This is a genomic window from Amycolatopsis suaedae (genome assembly GCF_004214935.1).
GTDB classification, from domain to species: Bacteria; Actinomycetota; Actinomycetes; order Mycobacteriales; family Pseudonocardiaceae; genus Amycolatopsis; species Amycolatopsis suaedae.
Map to the genome: position 1 here is coordinate 71,490 of NZ_SFCC01000020.1, position 24,787 is coordinate 96,276.

The window sequence follows — 24,787 nt, forward strand, 5'->3', positions numbered from 1 at the left end:
GACGGCGGGATCGTGGACGTGAGCAGCGGATCGGACCTACTGAAGCTGGCGCCGGTGATGCCGGTGGTGGTCGTCGACGAGCTGGACCACGCGGTCCCGATCGCACGGGCGCTGCTGGCAGGCGGGATCCCGGTGATCGAGCTGACGCTGCGCACGCCCGTCGCGCTGGCCGCCGTCGAGCGGGTCGCCACCGAGGTGCCGGACATGGTCGTCGGCGCGGGCACGGTCACCGGGCCGGACCAGGTCAAGCAGGCGGTCGACGCCGGTGCCCGGTTCCTGGTCACCCCGGGGTGCACCGACCCGCTGCTGGACGCCGCGATGGACTCCGGCGTGCCGTTCCTGCCGGGGGCGAGCACGGTGTCGGAGGCCATGCGGCTGGCCGAGCGCGGGCTGACGGCGCTGAAGTTCTTCCCCGCGGAGGCCAGTGGCGGGGTCGCGTACCTGAAGTCGATCGCCGGGCCGTTGCCGGGACTGCGGTTCTGCCCCACCGGGGGCATCACCGCCGACAGCGCGCCCACCTACCTGGCGCTGCCCAACGTCGGCTGCGTCGGGGGTTCCTGGCTGACCGCGGCGAAGGGTGACTTCGCGGAGGTGGAGCGGCTGGCGCGGGAGGCGGCGAAGCTGGGCTGATCAGGCCGTTCGGCCCTGGTCAGCGTGCCCGCGCGGGCGGACCCTCGTCGTCTGCCGAGAGATGAGTCCGCCATGCCGTTGCGCACCACCTAAGTACCCCGGCGGAGGCGTCTACAGCATGGCCACGCTGGCCGGGCGTTCGGCCGCGGCCATCTCCACCGCGCAGGACCCGTGCTCGACGCGGGCCGGATGACCTACCTCATCGACCCCACCGGCGCCCCGGTCGCCCTGTGGCAGGCGAAGGAGCACATCCGGGCGGAGGTGGTCAACGAGATGGACGGCGGTCCGTACACGGTGTTCAAGGCCGGCGACACCCAGCGGCAGGGCGAGGGCAGCCGGTGGAACGTGAGCTTCGGGGTCGCCGACGCCCGTGCGGCGGCCGACGAGGTGGTGCGCCTGGGCGGGCGGGTACTCACCGGCCCGTTCGACACGTCGATCGGACCGGTGGGCGAGCTGGCCGATCCGCAGGGCGTGCCGTTCGGGATCTTCCAGCCTTTGGGGTGAACCGGACGGGCCCGGGACCGTACTGCATGGGTGAAGGCTCCCGACCCGCCAGGAGGACCCGTGCGCCTGTTAGCCATCCTCGGCCTGCTCGTCACGCTGCTGGCCGGCTGCTGGTCCGAAGGAAAGCCCGCGCACCGGGAGGGGGTGACCGACGCGGACATCCGGTTCTCGCTGGAGATGATCCCGCACCACGAGCAGACGCTGCGGCTCGCGGAACTGGCCGGGCTGCGGAGCGCCGACGAGGTCGTCACGAAGACGGCGGAGGCGATCGCCCGCTCCGAGTCGGCGGAGATCCAGACGATGAAGTCCTGGCTGGCGGCGTGGCAGGTGAACGCGCCGGCGGGGAACGCCCACGCCGGCCACGCCATGCCGGGCATGCTGACCGAGCGCGAGTTCGAGGCGCTCGACGCCGCCGGCGGCACGGAGTTCGACCGGCTGTGGATGACCACGCTGGCCAAGCACCTGCGGGCGGGGGTGCAGATGGCGAAGGACGTGCAGGTCAACGGAACCCACGAGGGCACCAAGGCGCTGGCGCGGGAGATCGTGACCGCGCAGGAGGCGAAGCTGAGCGAGCTGGAGTCGATGGGCCGGGTCTGAGACTCGCGCACTCGCGCCCGCGTCAGTCCTGCACGGCCTCGTCCAGGAGGGTGGACTCGTTACCGGCCTCGCGCAGTTCCTCCCGCACCACCGCGTACGACAGCCCCTGCGGGTATCCCTTACGCGCCAGCATCCCCAGCAGGCGCCGTACCGCCGTGGCCTCGTCCAGACCCGACATCGACCGCAGCCGCTTGCGCACCAGCTCCCGTGCGCGCTGCTCCTCCAGGTCGCGGCCGACCTCGCCGGCGGCACGCGCCGCCACCTCGGCGTCGACCCCCTTGCGCTTCAGCTCGGCGACCAGCGCACTGCGCGCCAGGCCCTGGTGGGTGTGGCGGGACCGCACCCACACCTCGGCGAAGGCCTCGTCGTCGACCAGGCCCGCGGTGTCGAGCTTGCCCAGGATGGTCTCCCGGGTCTCCTCGTCGAAACCCTTGCGCCGCAACGCCTGCCGCAGCTCGTCCTTGGTGCGGGGCCGCGCGGCGAGCAGGTCGAAGCACACCTCCTTGGCGCGCTTCGCCCGCTCCTGCGGCGTCAGCTCGGCGAGGGTCTCGGCGTTCAGCCTCGGCACCGCGGTCAGAAGTCGACCGGCGCCGGCACGGTCTCGTCGGCGTCGAGCTGGGCACCGATGCCGAGCTTCTCCTTGATGCGCTTCTCGATCTCGTTGGCGATGTCGGGGTTGTCGCGCAGGAACTTCCTGGCGTTCTCCTTGCCCTGCCCCAGCTGGTCGCCCTCGTAGGTGTACCAGGCACCGGACTTGCGGACGATGGCCTGGTCGACACCCATGTCGATCAGCGAGCCCTCACGGGAGACGCCCTGGCCGTACAGGATGTCGAACTCCGCCTGCTTGAACGGCGGCGCCACCTTGTTCTTCACGACCTTGACGCGGGTGCGGTTACCGACCGGCTCGCCGCCGTCCTTCAGCGTCTCGATGCGGCGCACGTCGAGCCGGACCGACGCGTAGAACTTCAGCGCCTTACCACCGGTGGTGGTCTCGGGAGAGCCGAACATGACGCCGACCTTCTCCCGCAGCTGGTTGATGAACACCGCGGTGGTGCCGGAGTTGCTCAGCGCACCGGTCAGCTTGCGCAGGGCCTGGCTCATCAGCCGTGCCTGCAGACCCACGTGCGAGTCGCCCATCTCGCCCTCGATCTCGGCACGCGGCACGAGCGCGGCCACCGAGTCGATGACCAGGATGTCCAGCGCGCCGGAGCGGATCAGCATGTCCGCGATCTCCAGCGCCTGCTCGCCGGTGTCCGGCTGGGACACCAGCAGGGCGTCGGTGTCGACGCCGAGTGCCTTGGCGTACTCGGGGTCCAGCGCGTGCTCGGCGTCGATGAACGCCGCGATCCCGCCCGCCTTCTGGGCGTTGGCCACCGCGTGCAGGGCGACGGTGGTCTTACCGGAGGACTCCGGCCCGTAGACCTCGACGACCCGCCCACGCGGGAGGCCGCCGATCCCCAGCGCGATGTCGAGCGCGATCGCACCGGTCGGAATGACCGCGATCGGGGCGCGCCCCTCGTCGCCGAGGCGCATCACCGAGCCCTTGCCGTACTGCTTGTCGATCTGCGCAAGGGCCAGTTCGAGCGCCTTGTCCCGGTCCGGTGCTGCTGCTGGCATTGCAATCCACCTCGTTGGTTGGAGCCTGTGGGCTTGTGCTGTTCGGCTGTTGGGTCCGACGCTACGGGGACGGACCGACAGTTCCAGACCTCCGTGTGGAAACGACGGAAATCTGTGGATCACCGACCCTGCTGTGGACAACTCGCGCACAGCTTAGACGAACACCTGTTCGAGGTCGCGAGCGACACGCCGGAGGAACCTCAGCGCCGCTCGGCGGGGACGTCGAAGGCCGCGCAGACCTCCTGCCAGATCTCCTTGGCCGAGACACCGGCGGCGAGCGCCTGCTCCACCGTCCTGCCGCCGAGGCCGCTCAGCACGTGGTCCTTGGCGAGCATCTCCGCGCGGACCGTGCCGAACTCCTCCGCCATCCGTTGCCGGAACACCGTGATACGCATTGGCGCCAGCGTACTCAGCGCTTGCGGTTGTTCCGCAGCCACAGCAGGCCGACGACGATGGCCGCCACCAGGCAGGCGGCCGCGGCCAATGACACCAGCAGCTCGCCCGTCGGTCCCAGCATCGCCTACTCCCCCGGCTGGATCTGCTGTTCGAAGTAGTCGACCAGCGCCGACGGGTCGACCTGACCGGCCGAGCCACCGAGGTTGGCCTCGTAGAGGATCCCGGCCAGCGGGCGGTCGTCGACGGTGAACACCACGGCCGACGAGTCCTGGCTGGCGGCCGCCGTGTAGCGCCCGGTCAGGCCGTTGCCCTTCCACGGCGCCTCGATCTTGCTGTTGAGGTTGCCGCCGGAGGCGCTCAGCACCTGGTCGGTGTGCTCCTTGATGCTTTCGGCCGACGTGCCGTGGATGTAGATGATCTGCGCGCGGGGCTTGCCGGGCGCCGCGCAGTTGACCGTCACCCCGAGCGACTCCGGCTCCCGCGCCGCGGCCGGGCCGTTGCCCATGCCCGGGGTGCACTGCCCGGTGTCGGCGATCTTGCCTGCCAGCTGACGCAGGCAGTCGGTGAACCCGTTGGCGCCGGCCTGACCGGGCTGCTGGCACTGGTCGGCCGGCAGCGCGGACGCCTGCGACGACGGCCAGAGGAAGTACGTCGCCGCACCGCCGAGCAGGACCACCAGCGCCACCGCGATGCCGATGATCAGCTTCTTGCGCTTGCCACTGTCGGCGGCGGGAGTCTCCTCCTGCGGCTTGCGGTAGGACGGGAAGTTGGCGGGCGGCGGAGCCTGCGCGGGCTGCGGGCCGGTGCCGGGGAACGACGACGGCGGGTACGGGCCGGTCTGCGCGGGCGGACCGTACGGCCCGGTCTGTGTGCCGGGGATGGCCGCCACCGGCGGCGGCGTGTGCGGGCCGGTCATGGCGGGGTTGACCTGGTGCGCGCCGGTTCCGGTCGCGGCCACCGTGCCGTCGACGTTCTGGGTGCGCATGCTGATGCCGTCCGGCGCGACGTGGTGCGCGCCCAGCGCCACGGCGGTCTCCGGCTGGTCGAGGCTGGCCGGGACGACGCCCAGCTTCTCCGCGATCATGCTGCCGACCAGCGGCAGCCTGCTGGAGCCACCGACCAGGTAGATGCCGACGAGATGCTCGGGGGCCAGCCCGGCCGAACGGACCGTCCGCGACAGCAGCTCGACACTGCGCAGCATCGCCGGGCGGACCAGGCCCTCCAGCTCCGCCCTGGTCACCAGGACGTCGGAGAACGGCTCGGGCATCGGCACCTCGGTCTGCGGGTGCCGGGACAGTGCTTCCTTGGCGGCCTTGACGTCCTCCTGCAGCGCCCGGCGGGTACGCCGGTCGGCGGTGGACTCGGGCCGCAGCAGCCGCTGCCAGCGCTGCGGGTCGGAGTGCGACACCTCGCGGCCGACGTGCACCATCAGCGCCTGGTCGACGTCGAGACCGCCGAGGTCGGGCAGCCCGTCCTCGGCCAGCACGCTGAACCCGCTCTGCGTCGCGCCGACGACGGCGACGTCGAACGTGCCGGCGCCGAGGTCGTAGACGGCCAGCGCCTGGCCCGGCGCCAGCGTCTTGCCGGGGAACGAGGCGAAGTGCGCGGCCGCGGCCACCGGCTCGGGCACCAGCGTCACCCCGGCCGGCATGCCGGCGAGGCGGGCCGCGGACAGCAGCACGTTGCGGCGGACCGGCCCCCACTGCGCGGGGTGGGTGAGGCGGACCTCGTCCGGAAGCTCGCCGCCGAGCTGCCGGGACGTCTCCTCCAGCACCCGGCGCAGCACCGCGGCCAGCGCCTCGCTGACCGGGACGATGTCGGTGCCCAGCAGGAGCGTCTGCTCGTCGACGCGGCGCTTGGGGTTCGGCTCGAAGCGGGTGGGGTCCAGGCGGGCACGGCGCTCGGCGTCCCTGCCGACCATCAGCTGCCCACCCTGCTCGGCGAACACCGCGGACGGCATCGTGGCCGCCCCGTCCACCTCGACGACCCGCGGTGGCCGCCCGTGCGCGGACAGCACCGCGACGGTGTTCGACGTCCCCAGGTCCACCGACAGGATCCGCACAGCACTCCCCTCGTTCACGCCCACCGGGCGCACGCACGATCGCGGTGATGTTCCCACGTCGGCCGCTCCCGCGTGTGCGGACCCGGCAGATTGGGCCTCCGCTCGGCCACGGCACGTGAAGGCCACCTTCACCACGTCTGACGTCAGGGCCCCGGCAAAGTCCGGGAGTCGTGGTGGTGCGGGAGCGTGGAGTTCGCGTGCCGGAGCGTGGGACTCGCGTGCACGACGGTGGGACTCGCCAGTCCGGATGGTGAGTGTCGTGTTCGGGAACGCGAAACCCGCGTTCCGGCCCGGCAGGGCCGCGCGAGCGGCCCGTTCGGCCACCTGGCTCGTCCCGCGATCTGGACCGGCGTGCCGGACAGTGGGACCAGACGGGCGGGAACGTGCAACTCGCGGGTCCGGAACGGTCGACTCGCGGGTCGGGAACGGAGGACTCGCGCGACCGGCCCGGTCACGCGGCCGACCGGCACCGGGTGAGAACCCGCGTCCACATCGTGAGTTCTGCACTCACGCACGCGAGTTCTGCATTCCGGCACGCGAGTTCCACGCTCGAGACCAGCCACCTCACCTGCCTGCGACCGGACTTTGCCGGGGCCCTGACGTCTGACGTAATGAAGGTGGCCTTCATGAGCTTGTTCGCCCCGCCGGAGGCGAGGTCACGCGCGGACTGTCGGTGGTCCGGCGCATGATGGAGGGCGTGCCGGAGTCGGACCCAGTACTGGAGCTGTTCTCCCCCGCGACCAGGGACTGGTTCGCGGGGGCGTTCGCCGCGCCCACCGAGGCCCAGGAGGGGGCCTGGCGCGCGGCGCACGCGGGTGAGCACGCGCTGGTCGTCGCGCCGACCGGCTCGGGCAAGACGCTGTCGGCGTTCCTCTGGGGGCTGGACCGGCTGGTCGTCGCACCGCCACCGGACGACCCGGGCAGGCGCTGCCGCATCCTCTACGTCTCCCCGCTCAAGGCACTGGCCGTCGACGTGCAGCGCAACCTGCGCGCACCGCTGGCCGGCATCGCGCAGGCGTCGCACCGGCTCGGGCTGCCCAGGCCGGAGATCGAGGTCGGCATGCGCACCGGCGACACACCGGCCAACGAACGCCGCTCGTTCGCCCGCACCCCGCCGGACATCCTGGTCACCACACCCGAGTCGCTGTTCCTCATCCTCACCTCGGCCGCCCGCGAGTCGCTGCGCGGCGTCGGCACGGTGATCGTCGACGAGGTACACGCCGTCGCGGGCACCAAGCGCGGCGCGCACCTGGCGTTGTCGCTGGAACGGCTGGACCAGCTGCTGGACGCACCGGCCCAGCGCATCGGCCTGTCCGCCACCGTGCGACCGCTGGACGAGGTCAGCGCCTTCCTCGGTGGCGGGCGCCCGGTGCGGGTGGTGCAGCCGAAGACGCCCAAGACGATCGAGGTCACCGTCGAGGTGCCGGTGGAGGACCTGGCGGAGCTGGACGCGCCGCGGTCCGACCCGGCCGAGCCGCCGGCGTTCCCCGAGGGCGACACCTACGACGAAGTGACCCCGCCGCCGAAGCCGTCGATCTGGCCGGCCGTCGAGGAGCGGGTGCTGGAGCTGATCCGTGCCCACCGCTCGACGATCGTGTTCGCCAACTCGCGGCGGCTCACCGAACGGCTCACCTCCCGGCTCAACGAGCTGGCCGCCGAGGTGCCCGCGGAGCCGGGCCGGTTCCCCGCCGAGGCGATCGGCCAGTCCGGCCTCGCCGGCGGCGCACCCGCCGACGTGGCCAGGGCCCACCACGGCTCGATGTCGCGGGAGCAGCGCACCCACGTCGAGGAGGAGCTCAAATCGGGCAGGCTGCCCTGCGTCGTGGCCACCTCGTCGCTGGAACTGGGCATCGACATGGGCGCGGTCGACCTGGTGGTGCAGATCGAGGCACCGCCGACGGTGGCGTCCGGGCTGCAGCGCATCGGCCGGGCGGGCCACCAGGTGGGGGCGGTTTCGTCCGGGGTGATGTTCCCGAAGTTCCGCGGCGACCTGGTGTCCTGCGCGGTGGTGGCCGAACGCATGGGGCAGGGCGCCATCGAGGCCGTCCGGTACCCGCGCAACCCGCTGGACGTGCTGGCCCAGCAGATCGTCGCCATGGTCGCCGTCGAGCCGTGGACGGTGACCGACGTGGCGGCGCTGGTCCGCCGCGCCGCACCCTTCGCCAGCCTGCCGGAGGACGCGCTGCACGCCGTGCTGGACATGCTGGCCGGCCGCTACCCCAGCGAGGAGTTCGGCGAGCTGCGGCCGCGGATCACCTGGGACAGGGTCACCGGCGAGCTGCGGGGCAGGCCGGGCGCGCAACGGCTGGCGGTGACCTCCGGCGGCACGATCCCCGACCGCGGCCTGTTCACCGTCACCACGCCCGGCGAGGAGGGCAGGCCCGGCTCGCGGGTGGGTGAGCTGGACGAGGAGATGGTCTACGAGTCGCGGGTGGGCGACGCGATCCTGCTGGGCACCTCGTCGTGGCGGATCACCGACATCACCCACGACCGGGTGATCGTGGTCCCCGCACCGGGTGAACCCGCGCGGATGCCGTTCTGGAAGGGCGACGCGCCGGGCCGCCCGCTGGAACTGGGCAGGGCACACGGGAAATTCCTCCGCGATCTGTCCACTTCGGAGAGTTCGGCGGCGCTGGAACGGGCGGGCGCGGCCGGCCTGGACGAGCGGGCGTCGGCCAACCTGCTCGCCTACCTGGCCGAACAACGGGAGGCGACCCGGCACGTGCCGAACGACCGGACCGTGCTGCTGGAGCGGTTCCGCGACGAGCTGGGCGACTGGCGGATCATCGTGCACTCGCCGTTCGGCGCGCAGGTCAACGCGCCGTGGGCACTGGCCATCGCGGCCCGGCTGCGGGAACAACGCGGGGTGGACGCGCAGGCCATGCATTCCGACGACGGGATCGTCCTGCGCCTGCCCGACGCGCTCGACGCCGACGGCGCCGAGATCACCATCGGCGCCGAGGACATCGTGCTCGACCCGGACGAGGTCGAGCAGCTGATCATCGCCGAGGTCGGCGGCTCGGCGCTGTTCGCCGCCCGGTTCCGGGAGTGCGCGGCACGTTCGCTGCTGCTGCCCCGCCGCGACCCGCGGCGGCGCACTCCGCTGTGGCAGCAACGTCAGCGTGCGGCCCAGCTGCTGTCGGTGGCGTCGAAGTACGAGCGGTTCCCGGTCGTGCTGGAGGCCATGCGGGAGTGCCTGCAGGACGTCTACGACGTCGGCGGGCTGCGTGAGCTGATGTCCGACGTGCGGGCGCGGCGGGTACGGGTGGTGGAGGTCGAGACCCCCTCGGCGTCGCCGTTCGCCCGCAGCCTGCTGTTCGGCTACGTCGGCATGTTCCTCTACGAGACCGACGCGCCGCTGGCCGAGCGGCGAGCGGCGGCGCTGTCGCTGGACTCGGCGCTGCTGGCCGAACTGCTCGGCACCGAGGCGATCCGCGAGCTGCTCGACGCCGACGTCGTGGCCGAGGTCGAGCGGTCGCTGCAGCGGCTGGAGCCCGACCGGCACGCCCGCGGCCCCGAGGACGCGGCCGACCTGCTGCGGTTCCTCGGCGACCTCACCGTCGAGGAGGCGGCCGAGCGGGGAATCCGCGCGGAGTGGCTGGACGAGCTGGTCGCTGCCCGGCGGGTGATCCAGGTGCGGATCGCCGGGCAGCAACGGTTCCTCGCCATCGAGGACGCCGGCCGGGTCCGCGACGCGCTGGGCGTGGCGCTGCCGGTCGGGGTGCCGGAGGCGTTCACCGAGCCGGTGGCCGACCCGCTGGGCGACCTGCTGGCCCGCTACGCCCGCAACCGAGGCCCGTTCACCGCCGCGCAGGCGGCCGAGCGGTTCGGGCTGGGTCCTGCTGTCGTCACCGGTGTGCTGGACCGGCTCACCGCCGAGGGCAGGCTGGTGCGCGGCGAGCTGAGCCCGGTCGGCCATCCCGGGCAGCGCTCGCCACACGACACCGGCATCGAGTTCTGCGACGCCGCCGTGCTGCGGCGGCTGCGCAGGGCGTCGCTGGCGCGGCTGCGGGCCGAGGTGGAGCCGGTCGAACCGGCGGCGCTGGGCCGGTTCCTGCCGTCCTGGCACGGCATCGGCAAGCGGCTGCGCTCGGCGCCGTCGGCCGACGACGTGCTGGCCGTCGTCGAGCAACTGGCCGGCGCGCCGCTGCCGGCCAGCGCGGTGGAATCGCTGATCCTGCCCAGCAGGCTGCCCGGCTACAACCCGGCGCTGCTCGACGAGCTGACCACGGCCGGTGAGGTCATCTGGGCCGGATGCGGCGCGTTGTCCGGCGGGGACGGCTGGCTGGCGCTGGCGCCGTCCGACGTGGCCGACCTGCTGCTGCCGGAGATCGACGAGGAACCGCCGGACGAGCCACTGCACCGCGCGGTGATCTCGGTGCTCGACGGTGGCGCGTTGTTCTTCCGCCAGCTGGTGGACCGCGTCACGCCGCTGGTCGAGGCCGCGCCCGACGACGGTGCGGTGGTCGCGGCGCTGTGGGACCTGGTGTGGGCGGGCGTGGTCACCGGCGACACGCTGGGCCCGATGCGGGCGCAGGTGTCCGGCAAGGGCGCCACCCACCGGCCGCGGCGGTCCGCGCCGCGGGGCCGGTACGCCCGGCTGCGGGCGGGCCGCCCGGCGATGCCGTCGCGGTCCGGTCCGCCGACGGTGGCCGGGCGCTGGGCGCTGACGCCGCCCAGGGAACCGGACCCTACCCGGCGCACGCACGCGCGGACGGAGGCGTTCCTGGAACGGCACGGGGTGCTGACCAGGGGCGCACTGGAGACCGAGCGCGTCACCGGCGGGTTCTCCGGGATCTACAAGGTGTTGCGGGGCATGGAGGATTCCGGGCAGGTGATCCGCGGCTACGTCGTGGAAGGGCTGGGGGCCGCGCAGTTCGCCGCGAAGGGGGCGGTGGACCGGCTGCGGGCGGTGTCCGACGGCGCGGGCGGCCGTTCCCGTGCCGACACAGCACGGGCTGTGGTGCTGGCGGCGTCGGACCCCGCCCAGCCCTACGGCGCGGCACTGCCCTGGCCCGCTGTGGTCGGCGACACCGGGCACCGGCCCGGCCGCAAGGCCGGTGCGCTGGCGGTGCTGGTCGACGGGAGTCCCGCGCTGTACGTGGAGCGCGGCGGGCGGTCGCTGCTGTCGTTCACCGAGCGGGAGGAGACGCTGCGGGCGGCAGCGGAGGCGTTGTCGGCGGCGGTGCGCGAGGGCTGGCTGGGCCAGCTGTCGGTGCAGCGGGCCGACGGTGAGCAGGCACTGACGTCGGCGTTGGCGGAGGTGCTGCGGGAGGCCGGTTTCCGGGCGACCCCGAAGGGTCTGCGGCTGCGGGCCTGACGGCTTCGTAGGATGCTGCGCGGACGCGAGAGGGGAACACCTATGGCCATGCGGGAGCTGCGGTACTTCGGCGACCCGGTGCTGAAGACGGTGTCGGATCCGGTGACCCGGTTCGACTCGTCCACGGAATCACTGGTGACCGACCTGCTCGACACGGTCGACGCGCCGGGCCGGGCGGGGCTCGCGGCGCCGCAGATCGGCGTGAACCTGCGGGTGTTCAGCTACAACGTCGGCGGCCGCATCGGTTACGTGATCAACCCGGAGCTGGTGGAGCTTTCCGAGGAGACCCACGACATCGACGAGGGCTGCCTTTCGGTGCCGGAGCTGTGGTTTCCGACCAGGCGGGCCAAGCACGCCGTGGTCAAGGGCGTCGACCTGCGCAACGAGCCGGTGACGGTCGAGGGCGACGACGTGATGGCGCAGTGCCTGCAGCACGAGACCGATCATCTGGACGGCCTGCTGTACCTGGACCGGCTGGACAAGGACAGCAAGCGCGCGGCGCTCAAGCAGACCAGGGAGAAGGACTGGTTCTGGGCGCGGCGCTGAGTGTGATCCGCAGGCGCGCCACCGAGCCGTCGCGTTCGGGCTCGCCGACGGCGAGACCGGCGCGGACCGCGGTGCGGCGCACGGCATCCTGACCGGTCAGGCACAGCGCGACCAGTTCCCCGTGGCCGTCGGCGTTCGCCAGTTCGGCCACCCTGGCCAGCACGGCCGTGCCGAGGCCGTTGCGCTGCCAGCGATCCTCGACGAGCAGGGACACCTCGGCCGACCCGTCACCGGCGGGGATGAGCTGGCCCAGCGCCACCACGTCGCGGCCGCAGACGGCGAGCAGGCTGCGGCCGCGGGGCGGGACGAGCAGCCGGTGCAGCCAGCGGCGCGGGATCGTGCGCACGCCGGTGTGGTAGCGGTTGAACAGGGTGTTCGCCGAGCAGCGGGCGTGCAGTGCGGCCACCGCGTCGGCGTCGGCGGGTACGCCGGTGCGCAGCACGACGGTGGCGCCGTCGGCACAGGTCACGACCGACGGTCCGGTGATGTCCCTGCGGACGGCGCCGAGCAGCCGCAGCAGCGCCTCGCCGCGGGCGATCTCCTGCTCGACGAACGGTGCCCATCGTCGCCGCGCGACGAACGCGGTGCCGTCGCCGCTGGGGAAGACGGCACGGTGCCCGCCCTCGGTGCGGCCCGGGTTGGCTTCCCCGGACGGGACGGTGGTGACCAGATCCGCGGTCAGGACCGTCCGCAGGGCGTCGCAGTGCCGGGCGGGCCGTCCGACGGCGTGGGCGGCGGCGTCCAGGGCCGACGCGGGCGGGTCGACCAGCTGGTGCAGGTCGGCGTCGGCGACGCCGGCGCAGGTCCCGCCCTCGGCCCGGATGGCGTCGAGTACCTCCGCGCGGGTGACACCGGGCGCGGGCCGGATGACCATCTCGTCGAGCACGCCGCCGGGCACCGGGAGAACGGTGAGGCCGAGGATGTTGCACCGCAGGTCGGCCAGCCGGATGGCGATCCGGGCGAGCGAGCCGGGGCCGTCGTCCATCCGGACGCGGACACGCAACGTCGTTTCCATGCCTTCACGGTCCCCCGGCGGTGTTGCCAGGCGGGGACGGCGGCGTTTCGCGGACGTCAGGAGGACGCGAACCCCGGTAAATCCCGGGGAAACAGCACGTACTCGGTGCCGATCGGATCCACGCACAGCTGGCCCCGGCTGAGGCGAGCCGCACCGGTCGGGCCCGTCGGCGTCTGGACTGACGAGCCCAAAGGCCGCTCAGCGGCCGACGGCGAGGAGGGAAGACGCCGACTCAGGGGGCCCGACCGACGCCCGAACGAAGAGAGGGCCAACGGCAGAGTGTCGTGGTAGTCCTCGCGGGGTTCCAGTACGCAGAACTCGTTGCCGCACGGGTCGGTGAGCACCGTCCACGGCACACCCGCCGGCTGTTGCGGCAGGCCCGCGCCGAGGTCGCGGGCCTGCTTGATCAGGTCGGCCTGATGCTCCGCGGAGACGCTGGCCAGGTCGAGGTGCACCCGGTTCTTGCCCCGCTTGGGCTGCCGCGGCGGCACGAAGTGCAGGAGCAGGCCGCCGCCGGCCGGTCCCAGCAGCCCGGCCCAGAACGCCGCCGTCTCACGAGGTCGCTCCGCCTCGAACACCAGCCCCGCGAGGTTGCCCGTCACAGCCCGGGACGCTAGCCGACTACCTGGTCGACAGGCGCAGCAGCGCCCAGAGCTGGGAGATGGCGTCGAACGGGCCCTCGTAGTCCACCGCGTTGACGTTGACCCGGCCCCACAGCCACAGGTAGATCTGCGCGGGCGGCCCGGTCACCTGTGCCTGCGCGCGGTCGGCCTCCTCCTCGGTGCACCGCCAGGCGAACGTCTCACCGGGCCCGGCTCTGGTGAACCAGCTGTGGTCGCCGGTGCGCACGGCGACGGTGGCCTCCATCGTCCCGGACAGCCCCAGCGTCGACAGCCGGTGGCCGAACCACAGCCGCAGCGCCTCGTCGACACCGTCCAGCGCCAGGTCCTCACCGATCGGGCCGGCCTGGTTTCCCGCTGCCACCTCCAGGTCGACCCGGTGCAGGGTCGACTCGTGGGCCATCCGCCTGCGCCAGAACCCGTAGGTCCGGTCCTCCGGCCACCACGTCGACACCGGCTCGCCGGGGTCGTGCGCGGACAACGTCTCCAGCAGGTCCTCGGCCCCGCTCCGCAGGAACGCCAGCGGGTCCTGACCCTCCTCCGGATCGCGCTGCCAGTCGCCGGGCTTGTAGCCCTTGACCAGCCACGTCCGCACCAGCCGGTAGACGCTGCCCAGGTGACGGACCAGATCCTCCACGGTGAAACCCGGGCAGGTCGGCACCGGGAGCTCGGGCGGGACCGCGTGCGCGATCTCGCTGGTCAGCTCCATCTCGATGCCGATGGACTCGAGCAGCCTGCTCTGATCGATGAGGTCGTGTCGCCACATCACCTGCTCCGCACACCGCGTAGCGGACTTCGCCGCGTCGCGGGGTGCACCGTGCCGCGGCCGTTCTCCCGGCCGGTGTGGACGAGCCCTCGGGCCACCTCCAGGAACCGGCCGCTCTGTTCGTGCAGCTCGGCGGCCAGGTCGGCGGTGACCTTGCGGGCGAGGCCGGCCTGCGCGGCGGCGTGGGTGGCCGAGTGCGAGTCGAAGTAGGCAGCCCACTCGCCGAGCTCGGGCACCGTCGAGTCGAGCAGCACCCACACGCTCGCCGGCCTGGCCCGGCCCCGGTGCGGGCGGCCGCGGGCGGCCAGCACCGCGGCGGCGGCACGCAGCGCGGAGTAGTAGGACCCGGTGTAGCGCTCCACCGGGTCGGTCTGCCGGGTCGCCTCACCGTGTTCCCTGCGTGCCTGCGTGAGCAGCGACACCGCGGACGACGGCGGCCGGGTCCGCCCCGCCCCGCGCAGGGGCAGGGGCAGCGCGGTCTGCGCGGTCTGCGTCGTGTCGTTCACTGCGGCAACAGCGGACATGGGCAACCCCCTTGGGTCGACGGTCGGCGGCCGGGTGCGGTGCCCGGCGACGGCGCGCTTCCCCCACCCCGCCGCCGGGCACCTCCGGTGAGCACCCCACCGGCCTTTCGAACTCACGTTCGAACATCTCCAGCGTAGCTTCGAACACCTGTTCGTTCAAGTCCCGCCGCGATCGACTAGGGTGGTGACGTGGCTCACTACACGCAGGCCGATCTGAGCGGCTCCCGGTTCGAGGACGTGAACCTCCGTGACGCCCTGTTCCGCTCGGTCGCGCTGTCCGGCGCGCGCTTCCGGGGCGTGCTGATGGACAACGTCACGATGCACGGCAGCTACCTGTCCAACACGGAGATCAACGGCGAGTTCGAGAACCTGCAGATCAACGGCGTCGACGTCGCACCGCTGGTGGAGGCGGAGCTGGACCGGCGCTACCCGGACCGGGTCAAGATGCGGCCCGCCGACGCCGCGGGCTTCCGGGAGGCGTGGGACGTCGTCGAGCGGCTCTGGGCGGGCACGGTCGAGCGGGCCCGCCGCCTCGACCCGGCGCTGCTGCACGAATCGGTCGAGGGCGAGTGGTCGTTCATCGAGACGCTGCGGCACCTGGTGTTCGCCACCGACGCCTGGGTCCGGCGGGCGATCCTCGGCGATCCGGCGCCGTGGCACCCGCTGTCGCTGCCGTGGGACGAGATGCCGGACATTCCCGGCGTACCGCGCGACCGCGACGCACGGCCGTCGCTGGACGAGGTACTCGCACTGCGCCGGGACCGGATGGCCACGGTGCGCGAGGTCGTCGACGGGCTGACCGACGAGTCGCTGGCCGGCCACACCACGGCCGTCGAGGGGCCGGGCTGGCCCGAGCCGGTCAGCCACCCGGTGCGCGAGTGCCTGCTGTGCGTCCTCAACGAGGAATGGCAGCACCGGCTCTACGCCGAACGGGATCTGGCCGTGCTGGAAGCCGGATACACCATCGCGGGCCGGTAGCGGTCCGTGATCTGATAGTGGGCATGAGCTTCGAGCATCCGGCGACGGCGAAGGTGGCGGCCGCACTGGCCGAGGCGGGGCAGACGGCCGCGGCGGACGGGATCCGCGTGCTCCCCGCGGAGGTACGCACGGCGGCGCAGGCAGCGGAGGCACTCGGGGTGAGCGTCGGCGCGATCGCCAACAGCCTGGTCTTCCGGGCCGTCCGCGGCGGCACCGACTTCCCGCTGCTGGCCCTCACCTCGGGGGCGCACCGCGCCGACCTCGCGGTGCTCGCGGAACTGGCGGGCGCGGACGAGGTCGACCGGGCCGACCCGAAGTTCGTCAAGACGCACACCGGCCAGGTCATCGGCGGGGTCGCGCCGGTCGGGCACCCGGCGAAGCTGGTCACGCTGGTGGACACCGCCCTGGAGCAGTACGAGACGGTCTGGGCCGCGGCCGGCCACGCCAAGACGGTCTTTCCCACCACGTTCGCCGCACTGGTCGAGCTGACCGGCGGCCGGGCGGCCGCATTGGGGGGCGGAGCATGACGGCGACGTCGTCGACCCGGTTCGTCGAGCTGACGGCCGACGAGTTCCGCGACCGCCTGCGCGAGGCGCTCGACCTCTACGTCGCCGCCATGCACTACCCCCAGGGCACGGCCGAACAGCGGGCACCGATGTGGCTGACCCACGTGCTCCGGGAGGGCTGGCGCTGCGTCGTCGCGCTGGACACCGACGGCACCATGCTCGGCCTCGCCTACGGTTACCGCGGCCGGGCCGGCCAATGGTGGCACGAGCAGGTGCGGCGCGGGCTCGCGCAGGAATCCGGCGACGAGGGCGTCCGGCTGTGGATGACCGACTACTTCGAGCTGACCGAGATCCACGTGCGCCCGGCCGACCAGGCCAGGGGCATCGGTTCCGACCTGCTGCGCAGGCTGCTGTCCGGTGTGGACTATCCGAGGGTGCTGCTGTCCACTCCGGAGGGTCCGACCAGGGCGTGGCGGCTGTACCGCCGGATGGGGTTCACCGACGTGCTGCGTGACTACTACTTCGCGGGCGACCCCCGGCCGTTCGCCATCCTGGGCCGCACCCTGCCGCTATCCGAGTAACGCCATCACCTCGTCGTCGGTGGTCTGCGCGAAGTCGCGGTACCAGTTGCCGACCGAGCCGAACCCCGGCGGCATCACCACGCAGAACAGTTCGTCGGCCTCCGGCACCTCGGCGCCCGGCGCGCACACCGGCGAGGCGAACACGATCCGCGCGGGCTCCCGCCCGGCCAGATCCCGGGCGGCCGCCCTCGCGGTGACACCGGTGGCCAGGCCATCGTCGACCAGTACCACGTCGCGGCCGCCGATCTCCGGCTCGTCGTCGCCGCGGTAGAGCCGCAGCCGTCTGGCCGCCTCGGCACGTTCCCGCTCGCACGTCTCCGCCATGTCCATTTCGGACAATCCGAGCCTGCGCAGCATCCGCCGGTCGAAGTAGGCCGGTCCGTCCGCGGTCACCGCGCCGACTCCCAGTTCCGGCTGTCCGGGTGCGCCGATCTTCCTCGCCACGGCGACGCCGAGCGGGGCATCCAGTGCCCTGGCCACCGGTTCGGCGACCGGGACGCCGCCCCTGGCCAGGCCAAGCACCACCGGTTCGTGCCACTCGCGCCGGGCGAGCAGCTCACCGAGCTGCCGGCCGGCGGCGGCGCGGTCGGGGAACGCGCGGATCCTCGTCGCACGCATGCCGTACCCCTCTCGTCACCTCCACCGACCGGCTACCCGGTCAGCGCCGCGAGTAACTTCCGGCGAGCGCCGCAACCAGCAGCGCCGCCCCGCACCAGCCCAGCACCCCGAGGTGCTCGCCCAGCAGCACGGCGGCCAGTACCGCCGCCGTCAGTGGCTCCAGCAGCGCGGCCAGCGCGGCGAACACCGGCCGCGCGTCCCGCAGGCCACGCAGGTAGGCCGCGTACCCCAGCATGGTCGGTACGGCGCCGAGGTACAACGCCAGCGCGAGCACGTCGGCGCGCAGCGGCAGCGTCATCCCGAACGCCAGCCCGGCGGGCAGCAGCAGTACCCCGCCGACCAGGCAGCCGTACGTGGTGACCCGCAGGCCGTCCAGGCCGGCCACCTGCCGCCGGTTGACCAGGGTGAGCGCCGCGAAACCGGCGCCGGCCAGCAGTGCCAGCGCCACCCCGGCGACCAGCCGCCAGCCACTCGCGCCTGCTCCGGACGAGCCGCTGAGCAGGACCACTCCGGCCACCGCCGCGGCGACCGAGATCAGCGTGCGGGCGTCGGGCCGCTGCCGGTCGAGCACCGCGGCGCCGGCGGCGACGAACACCGGCAGGCTGCCGATGGTGGTCATCGTCGCCACGCTCACCGAGGTGAGGGTGACGGCGGCGAAGTAGCTGGTCTGGAACAACGCGAGCAACGCGCCCGCGACCACCAGGCGCACGGCTGCCGCTCGCGTGCGGGGCAGGCGGGCGCCGCCGGTCACGGCGAGGAACAGCACGCCACAGCCACCGGCGACCAGCAGCCGGTACGCGGCCACCGGCTGCGGATGCAGCCCCGCTCGCTGAGCCAGCAGCGAACCGGCGATACCGCCGGTCCCCCACAGCACCCCGGCGGCCACCAGCGCCACCACGGCGCGGCTTTTCGCGCGCGCGTCGACAACTACGGACAAGGACATTCGAAACGCTCCAGCGTCGAAGTGGACGGGAAACGACCACGACGCGGGGCGTCACGTGTACGAAGGGTCCGATCGCACCACGACATACCGCCGGTGACGTGTCACCGACGGCTGCCTACGCCCCGCTCAGCGAGCGGGGGGTGGGGTGACGAGAAAGACCCGGTGCATGATGCGCACCCTAAGGGACCACGGCACGTGAAGGCCACCTTCATTACGTCACACGTCAGGCCCGGGTGATCGTGCGCGAACGTGGAACTCGCGTACGGGAACGCAGAACTCGCGTGCACGAGCGTGGAGTTCATACCGTGAGACACTCCTCCCACCCCGCGGCCCCGCGAGTCCCACCTTCCTGCACGCGAGTCCCACGCTCCCGCACGCGAACTCCACCTTCACGCACGGGCGGGAACGTACGACTCGCGCGTCAGAACGTACGACTCGCGCGAACCGGCCGCCCGCTCACGCAGGCGACCGGCACCACGTGAGAACCTGGGACGGTCAGCCCAGCTTCGCCAGCTGCTCGCGCAGGGTGTCCAGGCCCATCCCGCCCATGCGCAGGGCGCGGGTGTGGAAGTCCTTGGAGTCGAACGCCGCCCCCTGCCGGGCCCGGGCCTCGTCCCGCGCGGCCAGCCACAGCCGTTCGCCGAGCTTGTACGACGGTGCCTGGCCGGGCCAGCCCAGGTAGCGGTCGATCTCGTCGGGGATGATCCCCGGGTCGGTGATCGTGCGGGTGCGCAGGAACTCCAGTCCCAGCTCGGGCGTCCAGCGCTGGCCGGGGTGGAAACCGGAGCCCGCCGGGATCTCCAGCTCCAGGTGCATGCCGATGTCGATGATCACCCTGGCCGCGCGGAACAGCTGCTCGGACTGCATGCCGAGCAGGTCGCCGTCGTCGGACAGGTAGCCCAGCTCGCGCATCAGCCGCTCGGCGTAGAGCGCCCAGCCCTCGGCGTGCCCGGAGTTGAGCGCGAGCAGCCGCTGGAAGCGGTTCAGCGTCTCGGTGTGCACGGCGGTGGCGATCTGCAGGTGATGGCCCGGCACGCCCTCGTGGTAGACGGTGCTGACCTCACGCCAGGTGGTGAACACGTCGCGGCCCTCGGGCAGCGACCACCACATCGTGCCCGGCCTGGTGAAGTCGTCGTTGGGGCCGGTGTAGTACGCCCCCGCCGGGCCGCCGGGCGGCGCGATCCGGCACTCCAGCGCCATGATCGGGTCGGGGATCTCGAAGTGCGTCCCACGCACCGACTCCAGCGCGGCGTCGGACAGCTGCTGCATCCACCGCTCGTACGCCTCGGCGCCGTGCACCAGATACCGCTCGTCGGTGTCCAGCGCCGCCGCCGTCTCGGCGAGGCTCGCGCCGGGACGGATCCGGCCCGCGATCTCCAGCATCTCGGTCTCGATGCGGGTGAACTCCTCCCAGCCCCACTCGTAGGCCTCGTGCGGGTCGAGATCGGCGCCGGTGAAGTACCGCGACCACAGGCGGTAGGCCTGCTCGCCGACGGCGTCCTTGGTCGGGGCCTTCGGCGCCAGCTCCGCACGCAGGAACCCGGCCAGCTCGGCGTAGGCCTCCTGCGCGGCCCGGGCCGCGGCGTCCAGCCGGGCACGCAGCGCCTCGTCCACGCCGGTGGCACCGGACACCAGGCCGGTGAAGAAGCCCTCCTTGCCGTGCAGGCCCGCCCACGTCTCGGCCTGCTCGGCGACCTTGGACACCTGACGCAACGCGGAGACGTTGCCCCGCCCGGCGGCGGTGAGCAGGGAGGCCCGCATGCCGTCGAGCGTCACGGGCACGGCCTCCGCGCGGGCGGCGATGGTCTCCCAGTGCTCGGTGGTGTCGGTCGGCATCAGGTCGAAGACGATCCGCATGTCCTGCACCGGGCTGGCGATCGTGTTGAGCGCGGACAGGTCCAGCCCGGCCTCGTGCACCGCCAGGTCCATGCCGACCCGCTCGGTGATCACCGCGGCGGCCAGTTCCTCCGAGGCGTCGGCCGGAGCGGCCGCCTTGACCTCGCGTAGCGCGGTGCGGGCCAGCTCGGCGCGCGCGAGGTGGCCGTCCGGTGAGTAGTCGGGCATCCGGTCGTCGTAACCGCTGATGCCCATCAGCGTCGCGGTGACGGGATCGGCCGCCGCGAAGTCGTCTACGTACCGGTCGCTGATGTCATGCACTGATGCCATGCCGGGCACGCTACCCGGGCGGCACCCTCGCGGGCACGAGGTTAAGCCTGGTGATCAACTCGCGGGTCGCCTTGGACCGGTTGAACGTGTAGAAGTGCAGGTCGGGGACGCCTTCGGCGATCAGCCGCTCACCCAGCTCGGTCACCACGTCCAGGCCTTCCGCGCGGAACGCCTTGGCGTCGCCGGACAGCGGTTCCAGCCGGTCCAGCAGCCAGCGGGGCGCCTGCGCGCCGGACAGCTCGATGGTCTTACGCAGCGTGCGGGGCGTGGTCAGCGGCATGATGCCGGGGATGACCATGGCCTCACAGCCGGTGGCGGCCACCCGGTCGCGCAGCCGCAGGAAGTCGTCCGCCTCGAAAAACAGCTGCGCGATGGCGAAGTCCGCGCCGGCGTTGAGCTTGCGGACCAGGTACTTGGTGTCGGCGTCCAGGTCCGCCGAACGCGGGTGGCCGTAGGGGAACGCGGACACGCCGACGCAGAAGTCGCCGAGCGAGCGGACCAGCTCCACCAGCTCCTCGGCGTAGTTGAGGCCGTCGGGGTGGGGGATCCATTCGCCGTACGGGTCGCCGGGCGGGTCGCCACGCAGGGCGAGGATGTTGCGCACGCCCACGGCCGCGTACCAGCCGATGACGTTGCGCAGCTCGGCCACGGAGTGGTTGACGGCGGTCAGGTGGGCCATCGGCACGAGCGTGGTCTCGGTGGCGACCCTGGCGATGCTGCGGATGGTGCCGTCGCGGCTGGTGCCGCCCGCACCGTAGGTGATCGACATGTAGGCGGGGTCGTACCCCTCCAGCTCCCGGACGGACCGCCAGAGGATGGCCTCGTCGGCCTCGTCCCGCGGTGGGAAGAACTCCACCGAGAACGCGGTCCTGTCGCCTCGCAGGCGTTCCACCACGGAAGTCATGACACTCATGGTAGTCGGCAGGGTACGCGGAAAGTCACTGTTCGAAACTGCCTTCTCGTTCTCTGGGAGCACCGCTTCGCGCGCGGGGGCCGGCTGCGGTATGCCTGACGTCCATGGGGACACCGCGCCGCATCACCGCACTGCTCGGCCTGCTCACCCTCGCCGCCTCCCTGCTCGTGACCGGCAACGCCGCCGCGCAGGAGAAGCCGCCGTCCTGCCGGCAGGACACGGGCACCAGGGTGATGGCCGCCACCGCCCACCCGGCCGCCTCGCTGGCGGCGTGCCGGATCCTGCTGGCAGGTGGCTCGGCGATCGACGCGGCCGTCGCCGCCCAGGCGGTGCTCACCGTCGTCGAACCGCAGTCGTCCGGCCTGGGTGGCGGTTCGCTGCTCACCTACTACGACGCACGGTCGAAGAAGGTGCGGTTCTTCGACGGCGTCGCCGCGGCCGGGCACACGACCACGGCCGGGCTGACCGTGCCCACGGAACGGGAGCAGGCGGCCGGAGTGCCGTCGTTCGGCACCGCCGACGTGGGCTACTCGGCCCGCGGCGTCGCCGTGCCGGGCACGCTAGCCGTGCTCGGCCTGGTGCACCGCCACTACGGCAGGCTGGGCTGGGACAGGCTGTTCGGTGACTCGATTTCCCTTGCCCGGCAAGGTTTCCCGGTCGCGCCGTACCTGGCGTCCATGCTGCGCACCCCGATGACCGTGACGCCGATCTGCCGCTTCCCCGGCCTGCGGGCGCTGTTCTGCGACGGCGACGCCCCGAAGCCGGAGGGCGCGATCGTGCGCAACCCGGAGCTGGCCGCCGTACTCACGGAGGTCCGCGACGGCGGCGCACGGGCGTTCTACGACCCGCATGGCGACATCGCCCCGGCCATCGTGCGGGCGCTGCGAGCGGGCACCTTCGACCCGACCGCCGACGCGAACGGCCCGGCCGTGATCCCGAGCCTGCTGACCGAGCGTGACTTCGCGGACTACCGCGCCGTCGAGCGGCAGCCGGTGTGCGGGCCGGTCCTGCGGCACCGGCTGTGCACCGCCGCGCCCCCGGCCACCGGCGGGGTGACGTTGACCAACCTGCTGCGCATGGCCGAGGCCAAGGGCATCACCGGGCTCCGGCCGGGCACCGCGCCGTACGCCCACCTGGCCATCGAGGCCAGCCGCATCGCCGGTACCGACTCGCACGCCCACGTCGGCGACCCGGGTTACGACCCGGTGCCCGCGGGACTGACCGATCCGGCGTTCGCCCGGGAGCGGGCCGGGCTGATCAGGCCCGACCGCGCGGTGCACCCGATCGAGCCGGGAACACCGGGCGGGAAGGCCGAGAACACCAGCCAGATCAGCGTCGTCGACCGGTGGGGCAACGCGCTGTCGATGACCACGACGATCAACCTGAACTTCGGCTCCCGGGTCGTCGCCCGCGGCATCGTGCTGAACAACGGCTCGACCAACTTCAGCGCGGCGGGTGCGAAGGTCAACGCGATGGAGCCGGGCAAGCGGCCGCGGACGTCGATCGCGCCGAGCCTGGTGTTCGACCGGCGGGGTGCGCTGCGCCTGGTGACCGGCGCGGCGGGCGGCGGCCCGATCCCCGACTACGTGGCGCAGACCGTGCTCGGCGTGCTCGTCCACGGCGAGGACCCGGCGACGGCGGTCGGCAGGCCGCACGTGTCCGGTCAGGCCGAGACCGGCGACTGCGTGCACTCCGACCTGGAGGCGGGCACGCCGATCGCCGAGCTGCTACCCGCGCTGAAGGAACGTGGTCACCCGTGTGCGCGGGCCACGACACTGCGCAGCGGGCTGGCCGCCGTGGCCGTCACCGGGTCCGGGCTGCGCGGTGCCGCCGACCCGCGCCGCGACGGCGTGGCCCTGGGCGGTTAGAGCAGGCGCAGACCTGCCGCGACCACCACGCCGACCGCGACGGCCACCAGGGCGGGTGCCCGCAGCAGGTAGCTCAGCCCGGCGGCGCCGAGCCCGGCACCGACCCGCCAGTCGGCGTCGGCCCAGCCGGCGCCGGCCACGTCGGTGACCACGAGGGCCGCCAGCAGAGCCGGCGCCAGCACGGCGATGACCGCGGCGGCCTTCGGCGGCAGCTCCCGGTCCCCCAGCACGGCGGGCCCTGCCGCCTTCAGGCCGATGCTGACCAGCGCGACGAGCACGATCCCGATCCACAGCGTCGTCACGCGGCCTCCCGTTCGGGCAGCAACGCCAGCAGCGCCGCCACCGAGGATCCGATCAGGGCGATCCCGACGGGCACCACGAGCACGAGCAGGCCGGCGAGCACGGCGGCCAGCGCCGCGACCTCGCGCGCACGCCGCGACGCCCGCAGCTCGCCGAGCAGCAGCACCAGGAAGAAGCCGGGGAACACCAGGTCCAGCCCGAACCGGGTGACCACGTCGGGCGGTGGCGCGGCGAGCACCCCGGCCAGCGTGCCGAGCACCCACGCCGGCGCCTGGACGAGCGTCGCGCCGATCAGCTTCTCCCGGTCGTAACGGCCGCCGCCGAGGTGCGCGGCCGCCCAGGACGCGTCGACGACGGCCTGACCTTCCAGCGCGCGGCGGATCCTGCCGCCCCGCAGCGCTCCCGCGACCGCCACCCCCATGGGCAGGAACCGGGCGTTGATCAGCGCCGCCGCGCCCACGGCGACGGCCAGGTTGCCGCCGCCGGCCAGTGCCGTCGCCATGGCGAACTGCGCGGAGCCGGAAAACACCACCAGCGAGCACACCACCGGAGCCAGCAGCCCCCAGCCGAGCGACTGGGTGAACGCGCCGAACGTCAGCCCCAGCACGAAGGTCGCCACGGCGAAGCCGCTGCCGACACGCATGCCGGGCAGGTACTTCCGCACGGTCCACCTCCCTAACAAGCTAACTACTACTTAGCCTATTAGACTGACGGCGTGGACGACAACTGGCACGGATACGACCTGGTCGGCGGTCACCTGGCGCTGGACCTGACCAACACCGTGTCCTGGCGGCGCGACCCGGCCCGCTACCGCGACCGGCTCACGCTGCCCGGCTTCCTGCCCGCCTGGCTGGAGCGCACCGGGCTGGCCACCGAGCTCACCGACGCCGCCCTCGCACCCGTTCTGCCCGCGCTGACCGCACTGCGAGAGGCGACGTTCGACGTGATCACCACCGGCGGCACCGACACCGACGGGCTCGCGGTGCTGCACCGGCACCTCGCCGCCGCCCACCGCGTCGCCGCCCCGGCGACCGGCCTGCCACTGCGGTGGACCCTCGACGTCACCGGGCCCGGCGACGTCGTCCCGGCGCTCGCGCTGGCCGTCGAGGACCTGCTCACCTCGCCGGACGTCGAACTGGTCGGCGAGTGCGCGGGCCCGGCGTGCGCCTGGCTGTTCGTCGACCGCACCCGCAACCGGTCGCGCCGCTGGTGCAGCTCGGCCGACTGCGGCAACCGGGAACGCGCCCGGCGCCACTACCGCAGGACCCATGGCCGTGTGGTCGGTCACCCCGGTGGGCATCCGGGTGAATGAACCCG

The 24,787-nt window shown here is 73.0% G+C and carries 24 protein-coding genes; 10 read left to right on the forward strand and 14 right to left on the reverse strand.

The genetic code is table 11. The features are described 5' to 3' along the window. The first annotated feature begins 18 nt into the window (after positions 1-18). The 3 genes from eda to EWH70_RS31545 all read left to right on the forward strand — a co-directional run bounded on the left by eda (position 19) and on the right by EWH70_RS31545 (position 1,731). Positions 19-630 carry a bifunctional 4-hydroxy-2-oxoglutarate aldolase/2-dehydro-3-deoxy-phosphogluconate aldolase gene (eda, locus tag EWH70_RS31535; protein WP_130479296.1) on the forward strand — a complete coding sequence of 204 codons (612 nt, stop codon included), beginning with the start codon at positions 19-21 and terminating at the stop codon, positions 628-630. A gap of 171 nt (positions 631-801) precedes the next feature. Beyond that, positions 802-1,134 (forward strand): VOC family protein, encoded by a 333-nt coding sequence (locus EWH70_RS31540; RefSeq protein WP_240687330.1) that lies wholly within the window; start codon positions 802-804, stop codon positions 1,132-1,134. 60 nt (positions 1,135-1,194) lie between these two features. After that, positions 1,195-1,731 (forward strand): DUF305 domain-containing protein, encoded by a 537-nt coding sequence (locus EWH70_RS31545; RefSeq protein WP_130479229.1) that lies wholly within the window; start codon positions 1,195-1,197, stop codon positions 1,729-1,731. A 22-nt stretch (positions 1,732-1,753) separates the two neighbouring features. Here EWH70_RS31545 and EWH70_RS31550 read toward each other — a convergent pair whose 3' ends face one another. The 4 genes from EWH70_RS31550 to EWH70_RS31565 form a co-directional block, all read right to left on the reverse strand. Beyond that, complete coding sequence (locus EWH70_RS31550; RefSeq protein ID WP_420809113.1) at positions 1,754-2,290, reverse strand: regulatory protein RecX; 537 nt, start codon at positions 2,288-2,290, stop codon at positions 1,754-1,756. Between the two features lie 14 nt (positions 2,291-2,304). Further along, positions 2,305-3,348, reverse strand: coding sequence for a recombinase RecA (recA, locus tag EWH70_RS31555; protein WP_130479231.1), 1,044 nt, complete (start codon positions 3,346-3,348; stop codon positions 2,305-2,307). 200 nt (positions 3,349-3,548) lie between these two features. Beyond that, the gene (locus EWH70_RS31560) at positions 3,549-3,743 is read right to left on the reverse strand and encodes a DUF3046 domain-containing protein (RefSeq protein ID WP_130479232.1); all 195 of its coding nucleotides are present in this window, start codon (positions 3,741-3,743) and stop codon (positions 3,549-3,551) included. A gap of 125 nt (positions 3,744-3,868) precedes the next feature. Next, the gene (locus EWH70_RS31565) at positions 3,869-5,806 is read right to left on the reverse strand and encodes an Hsp70 family protein (protein ID WP_130479233.1); all 1,938 of its coding nucleotides are present in this window, start codon (positions 5,804-5,806) and stop codon (positions 3,869-3,871) included. A 685-nt stretch (positions 5,807-6,491) separates the two neighbouring features. Between EWH70_RS31565 and EWH70_RS31570 the strand changes: the two genes are divergently transcribed. Both EWH70_RS31570 and def read left to right on the forward strand, forming a co-directional pair. Next, complete coding sequence (locus EWH70_RS31570) at positions 6,492-11,126, forward strand: ATP-dependent helicase (protein WP_130479297.1); 4,635 nt, start codon at positions 6,492-6,494, stop codon at positions 11,124-11,126. A 42-nt stretch (positions 11,127-11,168) separates the two neighbouring features. Then, positions 11,169-11,672, forward strand: coding sequence for a peptide deformylase (gene def / locus EWH70_RS31575; protein WP_130479234.1), 504 nt, complete (start codon positions 11,169-11,171; stop codon positions 11,670-11,672). On the opposite strand, the gene EWH70_RS31580 is transcribed toward def, so the two are convergent. From EWH70_RS31580 to EWH70_RS31595, 4 genes are read right to left on the reverse strand one after another with little or no spacing between them, the layout of a single operon-like run. Beyond that, on the reverse strand, positions 11,629-12,687 hold the full coding sequence (locus tag EWH70_RS31580) for a GNAT family N-acetyltransferase (protein ID WP_130479235.1): 1,059 nt from the start codon (positions 12,685-12,687) through the stop codon (positions 11,629-11,631). The genes def and EWH70_RS31580 overlap by 44 nt on opposite strands. A 56-nt stretch (positions 12,688-12,743) precedes the next feature. Next, on the reverse strand, positions 12,744-13,289 hold the full coding sequence (locus EWH70_RS31585) for a VOC family protein (protein ID WP_130479236.1): 546 nt from the start codon (positions 13,287-13,289) through the stop codon (positions 12,744-12,746). A gap of 19 nt (positions 13,290-13,308) precedes the next feature. Further along, positions 13,309-14,073, reverse strand: a complete 765-nt coding sequence (locus EWH70_RS31590; protein WP_130479237.1) for a maleylpyruvate isomerase family mycothiol-dependent enzyme — start codon at positions 14,071-14,073, stop codon at positions 13,309-13,311. Then, on the reverse strand, positions 14,073-14,597 hold the full coding sequence (locus EWH70_RS31595) for an SAV_6107 family HEPN domain-containing protein (protein ID WP_165436495.1): 525 nt from the start codon (positions 14,595-14,597) through the stop codon (positions 14,073-14,075). Before EWH70_RS31595 ends, EWH70_RS31590 begins: the two co-directional genes overlap by 1 nt. 189 nt (positions 14,598-14,786) lie before the next feature. Here EWH70_RS31595 and EWH70_RS31600 point away from each other — a divergent pair, with 189 nt between their 5' ends. From EWH70_RS31600 to EWH70_RS31610, 3 genes are read left to right on the forward strand one after another with little or no spacing between them, the layout of a single operon-like run. Beyond that, positions 14,787-15,575 carry a DinB family protein gene (locus EWH70_RS31600; RefSeq protein WP_240687331.1) on the forward strand — a complete coding sequence of 263 codons (789 nt, stop codon included), beginning with the start codon at positions 14,787-14,789 and terminating at the stop codon, positions 15,573-15,575. Between the two features lie 23 nt (positions 15,576-15,598). Further along, the gene (locus tag EWH70_RS31605) at positions 15,599-16,102 is read left to right on the forward strand and encodes a YbaK/EbsC family protein (protein ID WP_130479238.1); all 504 of its coding nucleotides are present in this window, start codon (positions 15,599-15,601) and stop codon (positions 16,100-16,102) included. Further along, a complete protein-coding gene (locus EWH70_RS31610) occupies positions 16,099-16,662 on the forward strand; it encodes a GNAT family N-acetyltransferase (protein WP_130479239.1) in 564 nt (187 codons plus the stop codon). The genes EWH70_RS31605 and EWH70_RS31610 overlap by 4 nt, the downstream gene beginning before the upstream one ends. On the opposite strand, the gene EWH70_RS31615 is transcribed toward EWH70_RS31610, so the two are convergent. The 4 genes from EWH70_RS31615 to EWH70_RS31630 all read right to left on the reverse strand — a co-directional run bounded on the left by EWH70_RS31615 (position 16,651) and on the right by EWH70_RS31630 (position 21,293). Next, positions 16,651-17,280, reverse strand: a complete 630-nt coding sequence (locus EWH70_RS31615) for a phosphoribosyltransferase (RefSeq protein ID WP_130479240.1) — start codon at positions 17,278-17,280, stop codon at positions 16,651-16,653. The two genes, EWH70_RS31610 and EWH70_RS31615, sit on opposite strands and share 12 nt — an antisense overlap. Positions 17,281-17,320: 40 nt before the next feature. Continuing rightward, complete coding sequence (locus EWH70_RS31620) at positions 17,321-18,223, reverse strand: DMT family transporter (protein ID WP_130479241.1); 903 nt, start codon at positions 18,221-18,223, stop codon at positions 17,321-17,323. 495 nt (positions 18,224-18,718) lie between these two features. Further along, positions 18,719-20,389 carry a DUF885 domain-containing protein gene (locus EWH70_RS31625; protein ID WP_130479242.1) on the reverse strand — a complete coding sequence of 557 codons (1,671 nt, stop codon included), beginning with the start codon at positions 20,387-20,389 and terminating at the stop codon, positions 18,719-18,721. Positions 20,390-20,399: 10 nt separating this feature from the next. After that, positions 20,400-21,293: a methylenetetrahydrofolate reductase gene (locus tag EWH70_RS31630; protein WP_130479243.1), complete on the reverse strand. Its 894-nt coding sequence runs from the start codon at positions 21,291-21,293 to the stop codon at positions 20,400-20,402. A gap of 113 nt (positions 21,294-21,406) precedes the next feature. Between EWH70_RS31630 and EWH70_RS31635 the strand changes: the two genes are divergently transcribed. Beyond that, entirely contained in the window at positions 21,407-23,170 is a 1,764-nt protein-coding gene (locus EWH70_RS31635; RefSeq protein WP_130479244.1) for a gamma-glutamyltransferase family protein, read from the forward strand. Here EWH70_RS31635 and EWH70_RS31640 read toward each other — a convergent pair. Both EWH70_RS31640 and EWH70_RS31645 read right to left on the reverse strand, forming a co-directional pair. Next, entirely contained in the window at positions 23,167-23,472 is a 306-nt protein-coding gene (locus EWH70_RS31640) for an AzlD domain-containing protein (protein WP_205669340.1), read from the reverse strand. The two genes, EWH70_RS31635 and EWH70_RS31640, sit on opposite strands and share 4 nt — an antisense overlap. Then, positions 23,469-24,134, reverse strand: a complete 666-nt coding sequence (locus tag EWH70_RS31645; RefSeq protein ID WP_240687332.1) for an AzlC family ABC transporter permease — start codon at positions 24,132-24,134, stop codon at positions 23,469-23,471. The genes EWH70_RS31640 and EWH70_RS31645 overlap by 4 nt, the downstream gene beginning before the upstream one ends. Before the next feature lie 51 nt (positions 24,135-24,185). Between EWH70_RS31645 and EWH70_RS31650 the strand changes: the two genes are divergently transcribed. Further along, a complete protein-coding gene (locus EWH70_RS31650) occupies positions 24,186-24,782 on the forward strand; it encodes a CGNR zinc finger domain-containing protein (RefSeq protein ID WP_130479245.1) in 597 nt (198 codons plus the stop codon). The last annotated feature ends 5 nt before the right edge of the window (positions 24,783-24,787 follow it).